Here is a 21,014-nt window from a genome sequence, read left to right on the forward strand (position 1 = left end):
GGGGGGAACCCCCTCCGGCCCTCCGGGCCACCTCCCCCAGAGGGGGAGGATCTAGGTCGCGCCAGCTGCTCCCCCTCTGGGGGAGCTGTCGCGGAGCGACTGAGGGGGTCTCGTGGCGCGATCTCTCGCCCTCACGCGATCTCTCGCTGAGCGGATGGGAAGGGTGCGAAGCGCCCGGGCCTCGCCCAGATGATTTGCAGTTGTAAGTACCGTTTCGACAAAGACGAGCGCTTCGCGTGGAGCCGTTATCCGGAAGCCTTCGGATCGCGGATTTTTAACCCGCTCCGATGGAGGCCCCCGACGGGCGGGGTGTTGGCGCGCCCCGGACCGCCTGGGCGATTTCAGCCCAGGCCTGCTGGCTCGTTCCATCTATCCCCGGCGCCGGAGCTTCGTCGCGACTGAGGCGAACCTGCTCCGAACCGACCTGGGACGTTCCCGAAGGAACACGACGGACAAGCCTTCCCGCTCGTCCACCCCCGAAAGCCGCATCGGTCGCCGTACGTGCGCCCTCCCCATGCCTTCGGGTGAGAGCAGTATGGGGGCGGTCTGAGAGGGTGAGGACAGATCAGGGTCGAGAAAATTCAGGGCGTTGATTGTATTGAGGTTTGTTCGCTCAAGGCGGAGGTTAGAGCTTCCCCCATCCCCGCCTCGGGCGTTGCTCCACGCGCGGGGGCTCTGAATGAGAAAGGGACACGCGAGCCTCGCGTGTCCCTTTCGATCCTAGTCTTCGCTGTCGCTGACCGGCGCCAGGCGGGGCGGGGCGCGCATCAGGAAGGCGGGGGTGTCGTTGCCGAAACCCACCACACGGCGATCGTCGTCGTCCTCGCGGCCGCGAACCGGCTGGACGCCGCGCACCGGCAACGGCGCGTTACCGCGCGAAGGCCGCTCGGCCTCGACGCGCTCGGGACGCGGCGCGCGTTCGGCTTCGACACGGGGCTGTTCGGCCCGCTCGGGGCGACGATCGCGATCCCGGCCGCGTTCGCGGCGCGCCGGGCGTTCGCCTTCGGCGCGCTCCGGACGCGGCGCGCGCTCGCGCTCGGGGGCGGCCTCGACGGCGGGCTGTTCAGCGACGGCGTCCTGTTCGACGCGCGGCTGGCGGCCCCGGTCGCGCGAGGAGCCGCCACGGTCGCGGCGACCGCGCTCGGCGCTCGGCGCGGCCTCGGCGGCGGGCGCTTCGGTCTCGACCGTCTCGACCACGGCCTGTTCGCCGCGCGGCTTGCGGCCGCGGGCGGGACGCTTGGTCAGGGCCTCGCCCGGCGCCGACGGGATCGGCTCGCCGGCGATGGCGGCTTCGAGATTGGCGGTGGCGACGTCCGACGGCTCGGTCGGGACGCGGTTGCGGTCCCGGTCACGGCCTCGTTCCCCGCCGCGCGAGCGGTCGCGATCACGGCCGCCGCGCTTGCTGTCGCCTTCGCGGCGCACGGTCACGGCGTTGGAATAGTCGAGGTCGAGCTTTTCTTCCTGCGGGGTCGAGCCGATCAGCTTGACCACCTTGTCGAAGCCCTTGTCGTCGGCGGGGGTCACCAGCATGTAGGTGATGCCCGAACGCCCGGCCCGGCCGGTGCGGCCGATGCGGTGGACGTAGTCGTCGGCGTGGTGCGGAACGTCGTAGTTGAAGACGTGGCTGACGGCGGGGATGTCCAGGCCGCGGGCGGCGACGTCCGAGGCCACCAGGATCTTCAGCGAGCCGTCACGGAAGGCCGCCAGGGTCTTCATGCGCTGGCTCTGGTCCAGGTCGCCGTGGATGGCGGCGGCGTCGAAGCCGTGGCTCTTCAGCGACTTGGCGACGATGTCGACTTCGGTCTTGCGGTTGCAGAATACGATGCCGGTCTCGATCTGGGCCTTCTCGATCAGGGCCCGCAGCGCCAGGCGCTTGGCCTTGGGATCGGACGACGGCACCTTGACCAGCAGCTGGGTGATGTTGGCGTTGGTCGTGGCCGGCTTGGCGACCTCGATCCGCACCGGATCCTTCAGGAACTGCTTGGTCAGCCGGGTGATTTCCGGCGGCATGGTCGCCGAGAAGAACAGGGTCTGCTTCTTGGGCGGCGTCAGCTTGAAGATGCGCTCGATGTCGGGGATGAAGCCCATGTCGAGCATGCGGTCGGCTTCGTCGACCACCATGATCTGCACGCCGGTCATCAAGAGCTTGCCGCGCTCGAAATGGTCGAGCAGGCGGCCGGGCGTGGCGATCAGCACATCGACGCCGCGGTCCAGCTTCTTTTCCTGGTCGCCGAACGACACGCCGCCGATCAGTAGCGCCCAGGACAGCTTGGTGCCCTTGGCGTACTTCTCGAAGCTGGCGGCGACCTGGTCGGCCAGTTCGCGGGTCGGGGCGATGACCAGGGCGCGCGGCATGCGGGCCTTGGCGCGGCCCGAAGCCAGCTTGTCGACCATGGGGAGGGTGAAGGCGGCGGTCTTGCCGGTGCCCGTCTGGGCGATGCCCAGGACGTCCTGTCCGGCGAGGGCGACGGGGATCGCCTGGGCCTGGATCGGGGTGGCGGTCGTATAGCCGGTGTCGGCGACCGCTTGGAGGGTCGTGGGCGAAAGCCCGAGTTCGGAAAATTCTGTCATTTCACGCTGGTCTGTCTCGGAGCCGCCCGTGCTTGGGCGAGCGGGCGGCGCGGATTCGCCAGACCTGCTCCGAAGCTGGGGATAAATAGGCTTCGGCGCGCCAAAGTCAATGTCCGCCGACTTCAGCCGCCAAGGCCGGGCTCAGGTCGCCGCCGGGCGCGATCGCCACGCCCGCAAGGCCCAGCCAGGCGGCCATGAGCCGCAGTTCGGCGGCCAGGGCGGCGGGCGTCGCGGCGTCGGCCGCCGGCTCGCCATGGGCCGACAGCACCCTCAGCAGGCCTGCCTTGCGGTCCGCTTTCAGGTCGACCCGGGCGGTGATCGCTTCGCCCTGCAGGAAGGGCAGCACGTAGTAGCCGTGGGTGCGCTTGTGGGCGGGGGTGTAGATCTCCAGCCGGATGCGGACGTCGAACAGGCGCTCGGCCCGCTCGCGGAACCAGATCAGATTGTCGAACGGCGAGAGGAGGGCGTTGGCGGCGACCTTGCGTGGCCGCCGGGCGTCGGGCGCCAGATAGGCCGGCTGGTCCCAGCCTTCGACGCTCACCGGCGCCAGCTCGCCGGCCTCGACCAGTTCGGCGACGCCCTGGCGGGCGTCGGCCAGCCCCATGCGGAAATAGTCGCGCAGGTCGCGCTCGGTGGCCACGCCCATGGCCCGGGCGGCGCGGCGCAGCAGGACGCGATGGGCCTCGGCCCGCGACGGCGTCGGGGCCGACCAGACGGCCTTGGGCAGTACCTCTTGCGGCAAACCGTAGACGCGCTCGAACGTCCCGCGCCGGGTGGCGGTGGTCAGTTCACCGGCCCAGAACAGGCATTCGGTCGCCCGTTTGGCCTCGCTCCAGCCCCACCAGCCGCCCTGGCCGCGCTGGCCCAGCTCCAGCTCGCCGGCCGACAGCGGGCCGCGCTCGTGGATCGCCGCCAGCGCCTTGTCGATGAACGGCCGGTGCTCGGCCAGGAACCGCGCGACGCCCTTCCAGACCCCGACCCCCTGGCGCGCGTCGTCCATGCGCCAGCGCAGCAGGGGCTGCAGGTCCAGCGGCATCAGCGAGGCCTCGTGGCCCCAATATTCGAACAGCGTCGGCTTCCGGCCCCAGGCCAGGTCCTCCAGCAGGGCGCGCGGATAGGCGCCCAGGCGCGAGAACAGCGGCAGGTAGTGCGAGCGCGAGACGACGTTGACGCTGTCGATCTGCAGCACGGCCAGCCGCTCGATCAGGGCGATCAGTTGGCGTCGGTTCGGCTGGGCGGGGCGGCGGTCCGCGAACCCCTGGGCGGCCAGGGCGACGCGGCGGGCTTGCTTGTGCGACAGGGTCTCGACCATGGGCCGAATGAGCATGGCGGGAGGCCGGGTGACAAGCTACCGCGCCGCGCGCTGCTGACGAAGGAAGTCACCATGGGCGGGTAGGGCGGCCGCGCCGTCGGCGGTGATCTTGCGCAGATCGGCCAGGAAGCCCCGCAGCTGGTCGTCGGTGAGCTGACCGGTCATCGGATGGTGGTCGTCCGGGGGCACGCCCTGGCCGACCAGCACCTGCAGCCAACTGGCCTCCAGGAACAGGTCGTCGGGCTCGCGGAACAGCCGGCCGTGGGTGCGGAAGAGCTCGACCTTGCGGGTCAGCTCGGTGGGAACCGCCCTGTCGCGGCACGCCTTCCAGAACGGTTCGGCGCGCTGGTTGGCCCAGTAATGCAGTACCAGGAAGTCCCGGATGCGCTCGAATTCCAGTCCGGTCTGGCGGTTGTACTCGTCGATGTCCCGCTGGGCGAAACCCTTGTTCGGGAACAGGTTCAATAGGCGTGACAGGCCCGACTGGATCAGGTGGATGCTGGTCGATTCCAGCGGCTCCATGAAGCCGCCGGCCAGGCCCAGGGCCAGGACGTTCCGGTTCCAGAACCGCTTGCGGCGGCCGGTGACGAATTTCAGCGTCCGGGGCTCGGCCAGCGGCTCGCCTTCCAGGCTGGCCATCAGCTGCGCCGTCGCCTCGTCCTCGCTGACGAAGCGGCTGCAGAAGACGTGGCCGTTGCCGGTGCGGTGCTGCAGGGGGATCCGCCATTGCCAGCCGGCGGCGCGGGCGATGGCCTGGGTGTAGGGGCGGGGCGGGCCGACATTGGCCGTGGGCGCGGCGACGGCGCGGTCGCAGGGCAGCAGGTCGGACCAGTCCTCGTAGCCGGTCTTCAGCGCCTGCTCGATCAGCACGCCGCGGAAGCCCGAGCAGTCGAGGAAGAAGTCGCCCTCGACGACCTCGCCGCTCTCCAGCGTCACCGCGCGCACGAAGCCGTCGGGTTCGCGCAGCATCGCGCCCAGGATCTTGCCCTCGGTGCGCGCCACGCCCAGCCGCTGAGCGTGATCGCGCAGATGGCGGGCGTAGAGGGCGGCGTCGAACTGGAAGGCGTAGGTCAGCGGTTCGCCCGCGTCGCCGGCGGCGCGGCGGACCGCGCGGTCGAAGCGTCCGGCGCGGGCGGCCCGGGCGTTGAGCGAATAGTCCCACAGCGCGTGGTCGTCGCCCTTCCGCCGCCCCGCCAGCCAGTAGTGGTGGAAGGGCACGGCGCCCAGCGGGCGTCCGATCTCGCCGAACGCGTGGATGTAGGACTGGCCGGGCGCGCGCCAGTCGACGAATTCGATGCCCAACTTGATCGTGCCCTGGGTCGCGGCGAGGAAGGCGTTCTCGTCCAGGCCCAGGAAGGCGTTGAAGTGGCGGATCTGGGGGATCGTGGCCTCCCCGACCCCGACGGTTCCGATTTCCTCGGATTCCACCAGGCGGATGCGGACCGTCTCGCCCAGCGCGCGGGCCAGCAGGGCCGCGCTCATCCAGCCCGCCGTGCCGCCGCCGACCACGACCACGGACCTGATCCTGTTGTCGGTCATGCCGAGCCTCGCTTCTTCGTCCGCCCCAAAAAGAAAAACCCCGCCGGAACGAGCCGGCGGGGAGTCGCAGGGGGGATGGTCTCTAGAACCGGTACGAAACCCCGACCATGTAGGTGGTGCCGTACTTCTGGTAGTCGATGGTCCGGCGGGGATCGCCGTTCTCGTAGGTCTTGAACGGCTCGTCGGTGATGTTGTTGGCCTGCAGCAGGATCGACAGGCCCTCGAGCGGCCCCTGGCGGAACTCGTAGCCGATCTGGGCGTCGAGCACGGACTCGGTGTCGACGGTCCGGTAGATCCGCGCGGCGCTGAGGCCGGCGACCTCGCCCAGGAACTTGCTGCGATAGCGGTTGCTGATCCGGGCGTTGAAGCCGTTGTTCTCGTAATAGAAGGTGGTGTTGATCACCGTCTTCGAGAGGCCGGGCATGGCGATGGGGCCCGAGTTCTCGTCCAGCTTGACCGAGCTGTCGGTGTACGAGCCGCTGATGATCAGGCCGAAGTTGCGCAGCGGTTCGAAGAAGATGTCGCCGGTGACCGAGGCCGACAGCTCGACGCCGCGGATATAGCCGCCCTTGCCGTTCTCCGGCCCCTTGGCCAGGCCCTTGGTGGTGCCCAGGGCCGCCTGCTGCGCGGGGCTGAGCAGGGGCACGAGGGCCGAGAAGTCCTCCAGGTGCGAGGAGCTGGAGTTCACGAAGTTGGAGAGCTTCTTGTAGTAGGCCGCCGCCGAGATATAGGCCGAGCGGCCGAAATACTTCTCGAGCGACAGGTCCACGCCGTCGGCGATGTAGGGGCGCAGCGTCGGATTGCCGCCGTCGGTGCTGAAGTAGGAGTTGTTCGGGTCGGTCGAGGTGAGGTTGCCGGCGTTCATGTTGAACGACTGGCTGGCGCGCAGCTCGTCCATCCGGGCCCGCGCCAGGGTGCGGGCCGCCCCGAACCGCAGGAAGGTCTCGTTGCTGAGGTCGAAGGTCAGGTTCAGGCTGGGCAGCACGTAGGTGTACTTGTCGCCGCCGTCGTTGTTGGCCGGATGGGCGGTGTCGGCCGGATTGACCCGCGTGCCGGTCGAGGACTGGTCGGTGTGGACCACCTGCAGGCCGGTGTTGCCGGTGACCGGGATCGAGCCGACCGTGCTGTCGATGTTGAACTTGGCGTAGGCGATCTGCACGTCTTCCTTCGCCGCCCAGTTACGGGTCTGGACGGCCGGGTTCTGGTCGGCGATCAGGGTGTAGACGCCGTTGTCGAGCAGGTAGGTCGGGTCATAGGCCAGCATGGCCTTGATGCCGATCAGGTTCAGGCTGACCGTGCCGATCAGGGCTTCCTTGGGAATGGCGCGGCTGAGCGGCGCGCCGTCGGCGATGCGGCCGCCGAAGGTCAGGAAGCTTTCGTGCACTTGCTTGGACTTCTCGCGGCGGCTGGCGTTGTAGCCGAACTCGACCTTGTTGATCGGACCCCAGGCCAGGTCGCGCTTGGCGCTCAAGCGGATGGCGTTCAGCTCGTCCTTGATCGAGGGGGTGTTGTAGAAGCCCGCCTGGGTCAGGGCCCCGCCGGCCGCGCCCGCGCCCCAGCCCTGCGGGTCGGTCAGCACGAATAGGGTGGAGTCGGTGTAGTCCAGGCTCGAGCCGAAGGTGGTGCCCGCGCCCGGCGTGGTGTGGAAGGTCATGGTGTCGGTGGCGCCGACGCCGGACGGGCCGGTGCCCGAATAGGACTCGAAGATCACGTCGGAGCGCTTGGCGTCCGAATGGCTGAGGTCGGCGGCCAGGGTCCAGCCGTTGTCGGTGTCGTAGGCGATGTTCCAGCCGGCCGACTTCAGGGTGGTGTGGCGGGTGTTGAGGTCGTTGCGCATGACCCCCTTCACGCCGGTGTAGGTTCCGTTGGTGATCAGGCCGCCCTCGGCGGTGTAGCCCGGCTGCAGGGTGGCCGAGCTCCAGAACAGCGGCAGCTCGATGCCGCGCAGGATCTGCTTCTCGCGGAACTTCGAATAGTAGAGGTCGAGCGAGGTGCGGAACTTGTCGGTCGGGCTGTATTCCAGCACCCCGATCACGCCGGTGCGCTTGAGGTTGTTGGACTGCACGTACGGCTTGGCGCCGCCGATGACCAGGTCGCCGGAGGCGGTGGTGGGATAGCCCCACGCGTTGAAGCGGCGGCTCTGGGTCGGGGTCGAGATGTCGGAGACCGCGACGGCGACGCCCAGGGTGTCGTTCAGGAACTGGTCGACGAAGGTGGCGCTGAGGCGGTGGCCGGTGTCCTTGCCGTCCGGGTTCAGCTTGTCCTCGCTGTTGAACTCGTAGCGGGCGTTGGCCGACAGGACCTTCTTGCCGTACTTCAGCGGTCGGATGGTCTGCAGGTCGGCGGTGCCGGCCAGGCCCTGGCCGATCAGGGCCGCGTCGGGGGTCTTGTAGACCAGCACGCCGCTGAGGATTTCCGACGGATACTGGTCGAACTCGACGCCGCGGTTGTCGCCGGTCGAGACCTGCTCGCGGCCGTTCAGCAGCACGGTGTTGTAGTCCGGGCCCAGGCCGCGGATCGAGATCGACTGGGCCCGGCCGTCCAGGCGCTGGGCGGTCAGGCCGGGCAGGCGGGCCAGGGATTCGGCGATCGAGGTGTCGGGCAGCTTGCCGATGTCCTCGGCCGACACGGCCTCGACGATCGAGCTGGAGGATTTCTTCAGCGCGATGGCGTTCTCGATGCCCGCGCGGATGCCGGTGACGGTGATTTCCTCGACGGTGTCGGGGCTCGATGCGGTCGTGTCCTGGGCATGGACGGCGCCGGCCGTCAGCAGCAGGGCCAGGCCCGTGGCGGCTCCGCTCATCAGTCGCGTTCGGCGCGGCGTGGAATTGGTCGTCATCAGAGGCTCCCTCCCAATCGGCTCCCGCGGTTCCGCCGCGGTGATCCAGACTTCGTTGTGAAAATTACTGCAAATAAATGCCTTCATTGCAACCGGAAAAATGGACGAAATGTCATGCGCGGCGTTCCGGGGTGGCGGATGTGTGGCTCTATCGGCGGCTTTTCCGGGCGCTGTAAGGCTTTTCAGTCTCGTCGAGAGCGCGATTGACAGGCTTGCGAGGTTTCTGCAAATTATTGCAAATCAATAGATCGGCGCCGCATCGACCGATCTTCGACACATCAGAGGGAGCGAGCGCTTGGGGATCCGGGGGGCATGGGCGAGTCGGTCGGCAGGCGCCGCGCTGGCTGTCGCCATGATGGCGGGGGGCGGCTTCGCCCAGGCCGCGTCGCCGGTTCGCGCCGCCTATCTGGATCGCCCGCCGCAGGACGAGGTGATCTATTTCGTCCTGCCCGACCGGTTCGCCAACGGCGATCCGGTCAATGATCGTGGAGGCCTCGCCGGCGATCGCCTGAAGACCGGCTTCGATCCCGCCGACAAGGGATTCTACCACGGCGGCGACCTGGCCGGCCTGACCGCCCGGCTCGACTACATCCAGGGCCTGGGCGCGACGACGATCTGGCTGGGGCCGATCTTCAGGAACAAGCCGGTGCAGGGACCGCCGGGCCAGGAGTCCGCCGGCTATCACGGCTACTGGATCACCGACTTCACCGAGGTGGACCCGCATTTCGGCACGAAGGCCCAGCTGAAGGCCTTGGTCGACGCGGCCCATGCGCGGGGGATCAAGGTCTATCTGGACATCGTCGCCAACCACACCGCCGACGTGATCCAGTATCGCGACTGCCCGACGGCCGGATGCGACTACCGCTCCAAGGCCGACTATCCGTTTGTCCGCAAGGGCGGCGTGGCGGGCGCGGCGATCAATGACGGCTTCCTCGGCGATCAGGCCGACCGGCAGACGGCCCGGAACTTCGCGCGGCTGACGCGGCCCGACTTCGCCTACGAGCCTTTCGTCCCCAAGGACGAGGCGACGGCCAAGGCGCCGGCCTGGCTGAACGACCCGATCTGGTACCACAACCGCGGAAACAGCCGGTTCACGGGCGAAAGCTCGACCTATGGCGACTTTTCCGGGCTGGACGACCTGGCCACCGAGAATCCACGCGTCGTGCAGGGCTTCATCGACATCTACGGCCGGTGGATCGACGATTTCGGCATCGACGGCTACCGGATCGACACCGCCCGCCACGTCAATCCCGAGTTCTGGCGGGCCTTCGTGCCGGCCATGCAGGCCCGAGCCAGGGCGAAGGGCATCCCGAACTTCCACATCTTCGGCGAGGTGGCCGAGACCGAGCCGGGCATGCTGGCCCGGTTCACCCGGGTGGACGGCTATCCCGCCGTGCTCGACTTCGCCTTCCAGGGCGCCGTGGCGGATGTCGTCAACGGCAAGGTCGGGACCGACGTCCTGGCGCATCTGTTCGCGCAGGACGCCTTGTACGAGGGCGGGGCGACGGCGGCGCTGCAGCTGCCGACCTTCCTGGGCAATCACGACATGGGCCGGATCGGCCATTTCGTGCGCGCCGCCCATCCCGACGCCTCGGACGAGGAGGTCGCGCGACGCGTGGTCCTGGCCCACGCCTTGCTGATGTTCACCCGCGGCGTCCCGGTGCTCTACTACGGCGACGAGCAGGGGCTGGCCGGCGAGGGCGGCGACAAGGATTCCCGCCAGGACATGTTCGCGACCCGGGTCGCCGCCTACGCCGCCGGCCGGCTGGTCGACGGCGGATCGGCGGCGGGCGATCACTTCAGGACCGACGGGACGCTCTACCGGTCGATCTCGGCCATGGCGCGGCTGCGAACCGCCGAGCCGGCCCTGCGGCGCGGCCGCCAGGTGGTGCGGGCCGCCGGCGACACGCCGGGCCTGTTCGCCGTCTCCCGGATGACCAAAGCCGGCGAGGTGCTGGTGGCGTTCAACACCGGCCTCACGCCGATCACCGCCCAGGTCGAGGTCGACGCGACCTCGCGGGCCTGGCGGTCCGCCCACGGATCCTGCGCGGCGGCCGCCACGGCGCCGGGCAGCTATCGGGTCGAGATCGGCCCGCTCGACTACACGATTTGCGTTTCGGAGGTTGGCCAGTGACGGTCGAGACCCTTTCAAAGCCGTCGGCCCGTCCGATCGACGACCGCGACTGGTGGCGCGGCGCGGTCATCTATCAGGTCTATCCGCGCAGCTTCGCCGACTCCAACGACGACGGGATCGGCGACCTGCCGGGCGTCACCGCCCACCTGGAGCACATCGCCTCGCTGGGCGTGGACGCCATCTGGCTGTCGCCGTTCTTCGCCTCGCCGATGAAGGACTTCGGCTACGACGTCTCCAACTACGAAGACGTGGACCCGATCTTCGGGACCCTGGCCGACTTCGACCGCCTGATCGACAAGGCCCATGCCCTGGGCCTGAAGGTGATCATCGACCAGGTGTTCTCGCACACCTCCGACGAGCACCCGTGGTTCAAGGCCAGCCGCCAGGATCGGACCAACCCCAAGGCCGACTGGTACGTCTGGGCCGACGCCAAGCCGGACGGCTCGCCGCCCAGCAACTGGCAGTCGGTGTTCGGCGGGCCGTCCTGGACCTGGGACGCGCGCCGTCGCCAGTACTATCTGCACAACTTCCTGTCGGCCCAGCCCGATCTCAACGTCCACAGCCCCCAGGTGCAGGACGCCCTGATCGCTACATCGCGGTTCTGGCTGGAGCGCGGGGTCGACGGCTTCCGGTTCGACGCGATCAATTTCGCCATGCACGACCCGGCCCTGACCGACAATCCGCCGATCCTCGAGGGTGGCGGCAAGCGCACCCGGCCGTTCGATTTCCAGCACCACTTCCACAATCAGTCGCATGACGGCATCCCGGCCTTCCTGAGCCGGCTGCGCCAGCTGGGCGAGTCGTACGGCGGCCGGTTCATGGTGGCCGAGGTCGGGGGCGAGCGGGCCGACAGCGAGATGAAGCTGTACACCCAGGGTCCAGACCGCCTGCACAGCGCCTACGGCTTCCTCTATCTCTATGCCGACGCCCTGGCTCCGGACCTGGTTCGGCAAGGCGCGGCCCTGTGGCCAGGCGGGGCGGGGGAGGGCTGGCCGTCCTGGACGTTCTCCAACCACGACGCGCCGCGGGCGGTGTCGCGATGGGCCCAGGGCCGCGATCCCAAGGCCTTCGCCGAGATGGCGCTGTTGCTGCTGGTGTCGTTGCGCGGCAACGTCTTCCTCTACCAGGGCGAGGAGCTGGGCCTGCCCCAGGCCGAGGTGCCCTACGACCGGCTGCGCGACCCCGAGGCGATCGCCAACTGGCCCGAGACCCTGGGCCGCGACGGGGCCCGCACGCCGATGCCGTGGGTGGCGGTGGCCGCCCACACGGGCTTTTCCAAGGTCGAGCCGTGGCTGCCGATCGACCCGTCGCACATCGACCTGGCCGTCGACCGCCAGGAGCGCGACGCCGACTCCACCCTGAACCTGACCCGCCGGGTCGTGGCCCTGCGCCGCGGGCTTCCGGGCTTGCGGACGGGCGGCATGACCCTGGTCGCGGCGCCCGAGCCGCTGCTGGTCTTCCTGCGGGGCGAGGGCGCCGACCAGGTGCTGTGCGCCTTCAACCTGGGTTTCGAGGACGTGGCCTGGGACCTGCCGGAGGGCTGGCGCGTTGTCGAAGGCGTCAACCTGGCGGGCGAGGGGGGGCTGCCGCCGATGGCGGGTCTGGTCGCGGTGAAGGCCTAGTGTCGGATCGGCGGGCCGTCCCGCGTCCTTGAAATGTCGCGACACGACATGGAGGAGCACCCAAGATGGACGCCCGCACCCATACCCTGACCCCCGCCGACGAGCTGGCCCGGCGCGGCCCGGTCCGTTTTCCCAACGAGAGCGCCGAATACCGGGCGGCGCGCACCGCGCTGCTGGCCGAGGAGCTCGAACTGCGTCGCCACATCGAGCGCGTCGCCGCCCAGCGTCGCGAGCTGCCGCCCGGCGGCGAGGTGCGCGGCGACTACCGGTTCCAGGGTGAGGACGGCCCGACCGACTTCGCCGGCCTGTTCGGCGACAAGGACACCCTGGCCGTCTACAGCTTCATGTTCGGGCCGCAGCGCGAGCGGCCGTGCCCGATGTGCACCGCCTTGCTCGGCCCGCTGGACGGCAACGCCGCCGATCTGGGCCAGAAGATCTCGCTCGCCGTCGTCGCCCGCTCGCCGCTCGAGCGGCTGCTGGACTTCAAGCGTGAGCGTGGCTGGAGGAACCTCAGGCTTTTCCAAGACTTGAACGACAATTTTTCACGCGACTATTTCGGCCTGCTGCCGGATGGGTCGGAGGTCCCGGCCTTCAACGTTTTCACCCGCCGCGACGGGACGATCCGCCACTTCTGGTCGGGCGAGATGACTGGCGATTCCGCCGATCCGGGCCAGGACCCTCGCGGCGCGCCGGACCTTTCGCCGCTGTGGACCGTGCTGGACATGACGCCGGACGGGCGGGGGGCGGACTGGTATCCGAAGCTGGACTACTAGGGTCCGTACTCAATAAGCGGTAACGGCGAGTGCGAGTTGCTGATTCAAGGCTTCTGGAAGGGAGTCTTGAGGATAGCCAAGCAGGTTCAGTGGCTTGGCGACGAGGGGTGGGCTCAGATCGAGCCCTTGCCGCCGCGCGGGCGCAAGGGCGCGCACCGACAGGGGCTCTGGCTGCGGATGTTCGAGGCCCTGACCGGGCGCAGCGTCCTCATCGCCGCCCTCTGCGCCTACTGGCTCAATTGAGTCCGGACCCTAGGGCGCCGAAAATGACGGTGTTCGCGACAGCGCTCGCGCCGCCTCCCGCCCCACGGCGAGAATGCGATCGGACATCTCGGCGCTGTCGGCGGCGCGGGCCAGTTGCAGCGTGCCGATGAAGGTCGCGAAAAGCGCCAGGGCCAAACCCTCTGGGTCCTTGGCCTGCGGCGGCATATAGGCGGCGACCTGTTGGGCGAGCGCCGCGGCGCGCTCGGTGTAGACCGTCCGCGTTTCCGGCGGTTCGCGAGCAATCTCCGCGGCCAGGGCGGCGGTCGCGCAGCCGACCTGCGGGTTGTCCCGATGCTCGGGCGACAGATAGGTCGCGATCAGCCCGTCGAGGCCCTCGGCGTCGAGGATTTCCCGCATCTGCTGGGCCTGGGCGTCCAGGGCCGTGGCGAGGCTTTCGCGCACCAGTTCGGTCTTGGACTGGAAGTGCGGATAGAAGGCGCCGTTGGTCAGGCCGGCGTCCTGCATGACGCGCGACAGCCCGGAGGCCGCGATGCCATCGGCGCGAAAGCGCTCCGAGGCCGCCTGCAGGATGCGCTGACGCGACGCGTCTCGCCGACCTTTTTCATAGCGCATGCCCTGCTCCCAAGATTTTCTATTGCATTACGATCATAATGTCACATTATGATCGTAATGCAAAGTGCGACGCCGCTCCGGCGCCCTCTGCCTACGGGAAGGCCCATGAACGCTCAACGCAAGAAGATCGCCCTGGTGACGGGGGCCTCCGCCGGGATCGGCCGCGCCATCGCCCAGGCCCTGGCCGCGGCCGGGTTCACGGTCTATGGCGCCAGCCGTCGGCCGCTCGCCGATCCGCCCAAGGACGTGCGGATGCTGACCTGCGACGTCACCGACGACGCGTCCGTCCAGGCGCTGGTCGCCAAGGTGCTGGCTGAGGCGGGCCAGATCGACGTGCTGGTCAACAACGCGGGGCTCGGCTTGATGGGCGGGGCCGAGGAAACCTCGATCCGCCAGGCCCAGGCCCTGTTCGACGTCAACCTGTTTGGCGTCATGCGAATGATCAATGCGGTGCTGCCGTCGATGCGAGAGCGCCGCCAAGGGCGTATTCTTAATATCAGCTCCGTGCTCGGACTGATCCCCGCTCCCTATTCCGCCCACTACGCGGCGACCAAGCACGCGCTGGAAGGCTATTCGGAATCCCTCGACCACGAGGTTCGCGCCTTCAATATCCGCGTTTCCCTGATCGAGCCGGGCTATATCCGCAGCACGTTCGACCAGAACGCCTTGCCGGCCGACTCGCCCATCGCCGTCTACGACCAGGCGCGGGCCGGCTTCCGGGCGCTGCTCGACGAGGTCATGCCGACCGCCGACCTGCCGGAGGTGGTGGGCGCGGTGGTTCGCGCCGCCGCCGTCGATCCGCGGCCCCGGCTACGCTACCCCGCCGGCCGGTTGGCCAAGCGGATCTCGCTCCTGCGCCGGTTCGCGCCGGCTAGGGCCTTCGATAAGAGCCTGCGCAAGCAGATGCGGTTGCCCGCCTAGGCCGGACCGAGCCCATCGCCCAGGAAGACCAGATGACCGACCAAGCCCTTGAAATGCATGTTCCTCGCAAAGGACCGGCGACGGTCCTGACGGCGGTGGAGCGCCGCTTGCCGCCGCCGGCGGCCGGCGAGGTCCGAGTCGCCATCGAGGCGGCCGGCGTCGCCTATGCCGACATCATGATGCGGCAAGGCGTCTATGCGGGACACAAGCCGCCGATCACGCCCGGCTATGACCTTGTCGGCCGGGTCGAGGCGCTCGGACCGGGCGTCGACGGCCTGGCGGTCGGCCAGCGGGTGGCCGGGATCACCGTCTTCGGCTCGTATACGACGCGCCGCAACGTCAAGGCGGCGTGGCTGGCGCCGGCGCCCGAGGGGGTGGATGCGGCCCGCCTGGTCGCGGTGGTCCTCAACGGGGTGACCGCCTGGCAGATGCTGCATCGGATCGCCAATCCAGCGGCGGGCGAATGGGTGCTGGTGCATGGGGCGGGCGGCGGCGTCGGCGGCCTGCTGCTCGACCTGGCGCGCATCGCCGGCGTCCGCGCGATCGGAACCGCCTCGCGCGGCAAGGCCGACGCCGTCCGCGAGCGCGGCGGCGAACCCATCGACTATGCGGCGGAGGACGTCGTGGCGCGGACCCGGGCCCTGAGCGGCGGCGGCGTGGTCGCGGCCTTCGATCACCTGGGCGGCAAGCATTTCAAGACGGTGTCGATGAAGGCGCTGCGCCCCGGCGGCGTGGGGGTGCTCTACGGCGCCTACGACATGACCCGGGGCGGCCAGGTCAATCCGCTGGCCGTCGCCGACCTGCTTCTGAACGCCCAGTTCTCCAGCCTTGGCCTGTTCGGCAAGGGCCAGGGCGTGGTCGCCTATTCCGCTGAACCCTGGCGTGACCAGCGGCCAAGCGCCTACCAGACCGATCTGGCGATCGTGCTGAAGCTGGTGGGGGACGGCGTCCTGACGCCGCTGGTCGGCGAAACCTTTCCGCTGCGCGCGGCGAGCGAGGCCCATCGCGCGCTCGAGACCCGATCGGTGGCCGGCAAGATCGTGCTGCTGAACGACTGACAGGCGCCGGCGGCCCTTGCAGGCGGCCGCCGGGCTTGTGCAGGGCGGACGTTCCGAAGACCTGAGAGGGCGGTGGATCTAACCCCCGCACGACTCCCGGATGATCAGGTCCGTCGGCACCCGCTCCGAACGGCTGGCGCCCTGGCCGCTTGCGTCCAGCAGCTTGGACACCATCAGCCGGCCGGCCTTGGCGGTGTCCTGCGAGATGGTGCTGAGCGCCGGGCGCGAATAGCGGGCGAACGGCACGTCGTCATAGCCGATCACCGAGACGTCGCGCGGGATCGACATCCCCGCGTGCTGCAGGGCGCGGATGGCGCCCAGGGCGATCAGGTCGGAGGCGGCGACCACGCCGTCGAACGTCACCCCGCGCTGGATCAGGGAGTCGACGCTGGCCTCGGCCGACTCCACCTCGAAATGGGTGGGCACGATCAGCTCGGGATCCACGCCCAGGCCGAACTGCTCGACCGCGTCCAGGTAGCCGCGATGGCGCTGCATGGCCTCGGGGGCCTCGGTGTCGCCGAGGAAGACGATGCGCTTGCGGCCCAGCCGCGCCAGGTGCAGCGTCGCGCGCCTGGCGCCCAGCGGATTGTCCGACCCCACCGAGCAATAGGCCTGGTCGGGCAGCTGCGCGCCCCAGACCACGAACCGGCCCTCGGTCTCGGCCAGGCGGTTGAAGGCGGTGTGCAGCCAGCTCTGGCCCAGGAAGATCACCCCGTCGGCGCGGCTGGTGGTCATGGCCGCCGACAGGTCCTCGAAGCTGGTCGGGGCCACGTGGCTGATCATCAGGTCGCAGCCGCGTTCGCGCGCCGCCTCGCCGACCCCGGCCAGCAGCTCCAGGAAGAACGGGTCCGACAGCCGGCCCTCGCGGCCCTGCGGGCGGGGCACCACGATGGCGATCGTGCCCTCGGCGCCGATCGGGCCGGCGGGCATGTAGCGGCGGAACGGATAGTCCATCTCGCGCGCCAGCTTCCAGATCAGCTGCTTGGTGCGGGTGTTGACGGCCGGGCTGTCGTTCAGCGCCCGCGAGGCCGTGGAGATCGACACCCCGGCCAGCCTGGCCAGGTCTTCCAGCCGCGTCGCGCCCTTGGTCACTGTCCCGCCCCGTCCGTAGGTGTTGCTGCAAAATTTGCCGCAAATCTTTTCAGACCTTTGTTAAGGCGCCGTGGCGGTGGTTTTCAAGCGCCGTCGGCGAGGTCCGGCGGACGTTGGGCGCCAAGTCCTGAAAATTTATGCAACTTCTTGCCGATCTCGCGGCGGCGAGCGGGTCGGTTTCAGAGCAGTGGAGGGCGGAATTTTCTGCAAAAATGACGATATTATCCCGCCAGTGCTCGGAAATTCCGTTGCCAGCCGGGCCGGCGCATGCGCAAATGCGCCCCGTACAAAGCGCTGAAAAAATTTGCGCAAAGCTCCGACCCAACGGAGCTTGGAAAGGGGAGCGATGGCGACCAAGGCCCGGCTGAACGGCTTCCAGATCTGGAACATGTGCTTCGGGTTCTTCGGGATCCAGATCGGCTTCGGCCTGCAGAACGCCAACACCTCGCGAATCTTCCAGAGCCTCGGCGTCGAGGTGAACCACCTGGCCATCCTGTGGATCGCCGCCCCGGCCACGGGCCTGCTGGTGCAGCCGGTCATCGGCTATCTCAGCGACAAGACCTGGGGACGCCTGGGCCGTCGACGGCCGTACTTCTTCTGGGGCGCGATCCTGACCAGCGCGGCCCTGCTGGTCATGCCCAACGCCCCGGCGCTGTGGATCGCCGCGGCCGCCCTGTGGGTGATGGACGCCTCGATCAACATCACCATGGAGCCGTTCCGCGCCTTCGTCGGCGACAACCTGCCCGACGAGCAGCGCGCCTCCGGCTACGCCATGCAGAGCTTCTTCATCGGCGCGGGCGCGGTCTTGGCCTCGGCCCTGCCGTGGATGCTGACCCATTGGTTCTCGGTCAGCAACGTGGCGGCGGACGGCGGCGTACCGCCCTCGGTGCACATCGCCTTCTACGCCGGCGCGGCCGGCCTCTTGCTGTCGGTGCTGTGGACGGTGTTCACGACCCGCGAATACAGCCCCGAGCAACTGGCGGCCTTCGAGGCCTCGGAGCGCGCGCTGAAGGGGCAGGCGCCGAGCGCCGTCGGCGAGGCGCCGACCCGCACCGTCCGCGCCTACCTGGTCGGGGGGCTGGTCTGGACCCTGGCCGGCCTGTTGCTGGCCGCCGCGATCTTCGCTGCGCGCCTGGAGAAGGAGCTCTACGTCCTGGCCGGCATGATCGGCCTGTTCGGCCTGGCGCAGCTGGTCGCCGGCGGCCTGAGGCGCGCCGACCGCACCGCCAACGGCTTCTCCGAAGTGGTCGAGGACCTGTTCCGCATGCCGGCCACCATGAAGCAGCTGGCGGTGGTGCAGTTCTTCTCGTGGTTCGGCCTGTTCGCCATGTGGATCTACACGACCCCGGCCGTCGCCGCCTTCCACTACCACGCCGCGGACACCGCCTCGCGGGCCTATAACGACGGCGCCGACTGGGTGGGGGTGCTGTTCGCGATCTATAACGGCGTGGCGGCCCTGGCGGCCCTGGTGATCCCGCTGATCGCCCGCGCCGTCGGCCGCAAGGCCAGCCACGCCCTTTGCCTTGGCCTGGGCGGCCTGGGCCTGGCGGCGTTCCCGCTGATCCGCGAGCCGGGCCTGCTGTGGATCCCGATGATCGGCGTGGGCTTCGCCTGGTCGTCGATCCTGTCGGCCCCGTATTCGATCCTGTCGGGCGCTCTGCCGGCCGCGAAGATGGGCGTCTATATGGGCATCTTCAACTTCTTCATCGTCATCCCGCAGCTGCTGGCGGCGACCATCCTGGGCCTGCTGCTCAAGGCCTTCTTCGGCGGCGAAGCGATCTGGGCCCTGGTGCTGGGCGCGGGCGGGATGCTGGCCGCCGCCGCCTGCGTGTTCCGGGTCCGCGACGTCGGCGAGCCCAGGGCGTCGCCCACCGAATCCGCGTCGCCCGAAGCGCTGTCCAAAGCCTGATCAGCGTCCTGATCGACGCCGTCCTTTCATGAGGTAGTTCCATGCGTTGCCTGAAGATGCTCGCCCTGGCCTCGGCGGCCGCCACGGCCCTCGGCGCCGGCGCTCGCGCCGAGACCCCGACCACTTGGGCCTATGCCGCCAAGACCGGCGTCGGCGCCTCGTACGAGGCCTATGTCGACGGCGCCTACAAGGACGGCGGCCCCACCGGCGCGGTGTCGAAGGTGTGGTTCTCGATCGCCGACGGGACCCTGACCGAGATCATGTACGGCCTGATCCACGAGGCCCAGATCAAGCAGCTGCGCGTGGCGGTGAAGACCGCGACCGGCCTGGCCGTCGAGGGCGCCGACACCACCAGCAAGACCGAATACCTGCACCTGGACGCCGCCGGCCGGCCGCTGTCGCCCGCCTACAGGGTGACCACCACCGACAAGCAGGGCCGGTTCGAGATCGAGAAGCGGATCTTCACCGACCCGGACCGCAACGCCCTGTTCGTGCGGGTCACGGTCCGCGCCCTGAAGGGGCCGGTGACGCCGTTCCTGGTGCTGGAGCCGCACATGGCCAACACCGGCGGCGGCGACACGGGCGCGGCGAGCGCCTCGGCCCTGACCGCCTACGAGGGCAAGGCCTTTCTCAGCCTGAAGGGCGGCCGGCCGTTCGTGAAGGCCGTCGCCGCGCCGCTGGGCGGCGACGCGCTCTCGGCCGTGAAGGCCGCGACCCTGACCGGCGGCGCGGCGGCCAAGGGCGCGATCGTCCTGACCGCCCAGCTTCCGCAGCAAGCCTCGGGCGAGGCGACCTACGACTTCGCCATCGGCTTCGGCGGCGACGCGGCGGCGGCCGACCAGGCCGCTGCGGCCACGCTGAAGACCGGTTATGACGAGGTGCTGGCCCGCTACAACGGCGAGGGCGACCGCGTCGGCTGGGAGGACTATCTGGCCTCGCTGACCGAGCTGCCGCGCCTGCGCGAGGCCTCGGAGGACGGCGGCAAGCTGGTCCAGGCCAGCGCCCTGATGCTGAAGGTGCAGGAGGACCGCACCTATGCCGGGGCCCTGATCGCCTCGCTGTCCAACCCTTGGGGCGACACGGTGGACGCGTCCAAGCCCTCGACCGGTTACAAGGCCGTCTGGCCGCGCGACTTCTACCAGTGCGCCATGGCCCTGGCGGCCCTGGGCGACAGGCAGACGCCGCTGGCCGCCTTCCACTATCTGCCGCAGGTGCAGGTCAAGGCGACGACCAAGGGCAACACCGGGGTCGGCGGCTGGTTCCTGCAGAAGACCTGGGTGGATGGCACGACGGAATGGGTCGGCGTCCAGCTGGACCAAACCGCCATGCCGATCATGCTGGGCTGGAAGCTGTGGAAGCTGGGCTGGCTGCCGGAGGCCGACCTCAAGGCCTATTACGGCAAGATGATCAAGCCGGCGGCCGACTTCCTGGTCGACGGCGGCAAGGTCGGCGTCGGGTGGAACCACGAGACCATCACCCCGCCGTTCACCCAGCAGGAGCGCTGGGAAGAGCAGGGCGGCCATTCGCCCTCGACCACCGCGGCGACGATCGCGGGCCTGGTGGTGGCGGGCGACATCGCCGAGCTGGCCGGCGACACGGCCGGGGCGGCGCGCTACCGCGCCACGGCCGACGCCTATTCGGCCAAGGTCGAGGCGCGGATGGTCACCACCAAGGGCCCCTTCGGCGACGGGACCTACTATGTGCGCCTGAACCAGAACGAGGACCCCAACGACCACGCCCCGATCGGCGCCGCCAACGGCCAGATCGCCCCGCCCAAGGACCAGGTGGTCGACGGCGGCTTTCTGGAGCTGGTCCGCTACGGCGTGCGCCGGGCCGACGACGCCGCGATCGTCGGCAGCCTGCCGGAGCTGGACGACACCAGCCGGGCCGATCTCTACCGCGTGCGCTACGACTTCGCCTTCCCGGGCGTGGCGGGCGAGTTTCCGGGCTGGCGGCGCTACGACGTCGACGGCTACGGCGAGGACGCCAAGACCGGGGCCAACTACGGCGTCGGCGGCCAGATGTCGCCCGGCCAGCGCGGCCGGGTCTGGCCGATCTTCACCGGCGAGCGCGGCCATTACGAACTGGCCGTGGCCAGCCTGAACGGCAAGCCCGACGCCGCGGCGATCCAGAAGATCCGCGACCGCTACGTCAAGGCCATGGAGCTGTTCGCCAACGAGGGCCTGCTGATCCCCGAGCAGGTCTGGGACGGCATCGGCCCCAACCCGCACGGCTATGCGCGCGGCGAGGGCACGGACTCGGCCACGCCCCTGGCCTGGTCGCACGCCGAATACGTCAAGCTGCTGCGCTCGGTCAGCGACGGCCAGGTGTGGGATCGCTACGCCCCAGTGGCGGCGCGCTACGCGAAGTAAAGCGACCAAGCTCCGCCCGTTCCAGGAAGAATCGG

Annotated in this window: 14 protein-coding genes; 8 read left to right on the plus strand and 6 right to left on the minus strand. The window is 69.4% G+C overall.

All coding sequences use genetic code 11. The features are described 5' to 3' along the window. Positions 1-720: 720 nt before the first annotated feature. From BM066_RS22815 to BM066_RS22830, 4 genes are all read right to left on the minus strand, one after another. Positions 721-2,571 carry a DEAD/DEAH box helicase gene (locus BM066_RS22815; RefSeq protein ID WP_089930505.1) on the minus strand — a complete coding sequence of 617 codons (1,851 nt, stop codon included), beginning with the start codon at positions 2,569-2,571 and terminating at the stop codon, positions 721-723. Positions 2,572-2,677: 106 nt separating this feature from the next. Further along, complete coding sequence (locus tag BM066_RS22820; protein WP_089930545.1) at positions 2,678-3,883, minus strand: winged helix-turn-helix domain-containing protein; 1,206 nt, start codon at positions 3,881-3,883, stop codon at positions 2,678-2,680. A 36-nt stretch (positions 3,884-3,919) separates the two neighbouring features. Further along, the gene (locus BM066_RS22825; RefSeq protein WP_089930506.1) at positions 3,920-5,422 is read right to left on the minus strand and encodes a tryptophan halogenase family protein; all 1,503 of its coding nucleotides are present in this window, start codon (positions 5,420-5,422) and stop codon (positions 3,920-3,922) included. A gap of 82 nt (positions 5,423-5,504) precedes the next feature. After that, positions 5,505-8,261, minus strand: coding sequence for a TonB-dependent receptor (locus BM066_RS22830; RefSeq protein ID WP_089930509.1), 2,757 nt, complete (start codon positions 8,259-8,261; stop codon positions 5,505-5,507). Between the two features lie 352 nt (positions 8,262-8,613). On the opposite strand from BM066_RS22830, the gene BM066_RS22835 reads away from it, so the two are divergent. From BM066_RS22835 to BM066_RS26585, 4 genes are all read left to right on the plus strand, one after another. Then, on the plus strand, positions 8,614-10,395 hold the full coding sequence (locus tag BM066_RS22835; protein WP_089930511.1) for an alpha-amylase family glycosyl hydrolase: 1,782 nt from the start codon (positions 8,614-8,616) through the stop codon (positions 10,393-10,395). Further along, positions 10,392-12,017, plus strand: coding sequence for an alpha-amylase family glycosyl hydrolase (locus BM066_RS22840; RefSeq protein ID WP_177218527.1), 1,626 nt, complete (start codon positions 10,392-10,394; stop codon positions 12,015-12,017). Before BM066_RS22835 ends, BM066_RS22840 begins: the two co-directional genes overlap by 4 nt. Before the next feature lie 65 nt (positions 12,018-12,082). After that, entirely contained in the window at positions 12,083-12,790 is a 708-nt protein-coding gene (locus BM066_RS22845) for a DUF899 family protein (RefSeq protein WP_089930513.1), read from the plus strand. A gap of 66 nt (positions 12,791-12,856) precedes the next feature. Continuing rightward, on the plus strand, positions 12,857-13,033 hold the full coding sequence (locus BM066_RS26585) for a hypothetical protein (protein WP_177218528.1): 177 nt from the start codon (positions 12,857-12,859) through the stop codon (positions 13,031-13,033). A gap of 9 nt (positions 13,034-13,042) precedes the next feature. Here the strand turns inward: BM066_RS26585 and BM066_RS22850 are convergent, their stop codons facing one another. Further along, positions 13,043-13,627: a TetR/AcrR family transcriptional regulator gene (locus tag BM066_RS22850; RefSeq protein ID WP_089930514.1), complete on the minus strand. Its 585-nt coding sequence runs from the start codon at positions 13,625-13,627 to the stop codon at positions 13,043-13,045. 105 nt (positions 13,628-13,732) lie between these two features. Between BM066_RS22850 and BM066_RS22855 the strand changes: the two genes are divergently transcribed. Next, the gene (locus BM066_RS22855) at positions 13,733-14,548 is read left to right on the plus strand and encodes an oxidoreductase (RefSeq protein WP_089930517.1); all 816 of its coding nucleotides are present in this window, start codon (positions 13,733-13,735) and stop codon (positions 14,546-14,548) included. A gap of 32 nt (positions 14,549-14,580) precedes the next feature. Further along, a complete protein-coding gene (locus BM066_RS22860; RefSeq protein WP_089930519.1) occupies positions 14,581-15,606 on the plus strand; it encodes a zinc-binding dehydrogenase in 1,026 nt (341 codons plus the stop codon). 78 nt (positions 15,607-15,684) lie between these two features. On the opposite strand, the gene BM066_RS22865 is transcribed toward BM066_RS22860, so the two are convergent. Further along, a complete protein-coding gene (locus BM066_RS22865; protein ID WP_255367705.1) occupies positions 15,685-16,743 on the minus strand; it encodes a LacI family DNA-binding transcriptional regulator in 1,059 nt (352 codons plus the stop codon). A gap of 301 nt (positions 16,744-17,044) precedes the next feature. Between BM066_RS22865 and BM066_RS22870 the strand changes: the two genes are divergently transcribed. Beyond that, positions 17,045-18,607 (plus strand): MFS transporter, encoded by a 1,563-nt coding sequence (locus tag BM066_RS22870; protein ID WP_089930523.1) that lies wholly within the window; start codon positions 17,045-17,047, stop codon positions 18,605-18,607. Between the two features lie 41 nt (positions 18,608-18,648). Next, entirely contained in the window at positions 18,649-20,979 is a 2,331-nt protein-coding gene (locus tag BM066_RS22875; protein ID WP_089930525.1) for a glucan 1,4-alpha-glucosidase, read from the plus strand. The last annotated feature ends 35 nt before the right edge of the window (positions 20,980-21,014 follow it).

This window comes from Caulobacter sp. UNC279MFTsu5.1, assembly GCF_900114015.1.
In the GTDB taxonomy this organism is placed as follows: domain Bacteria; phylum Pseudomonadota; class Alphaproteobacteria; order Caulobacterales; family Caulobacteraceae; genus Caulobacter.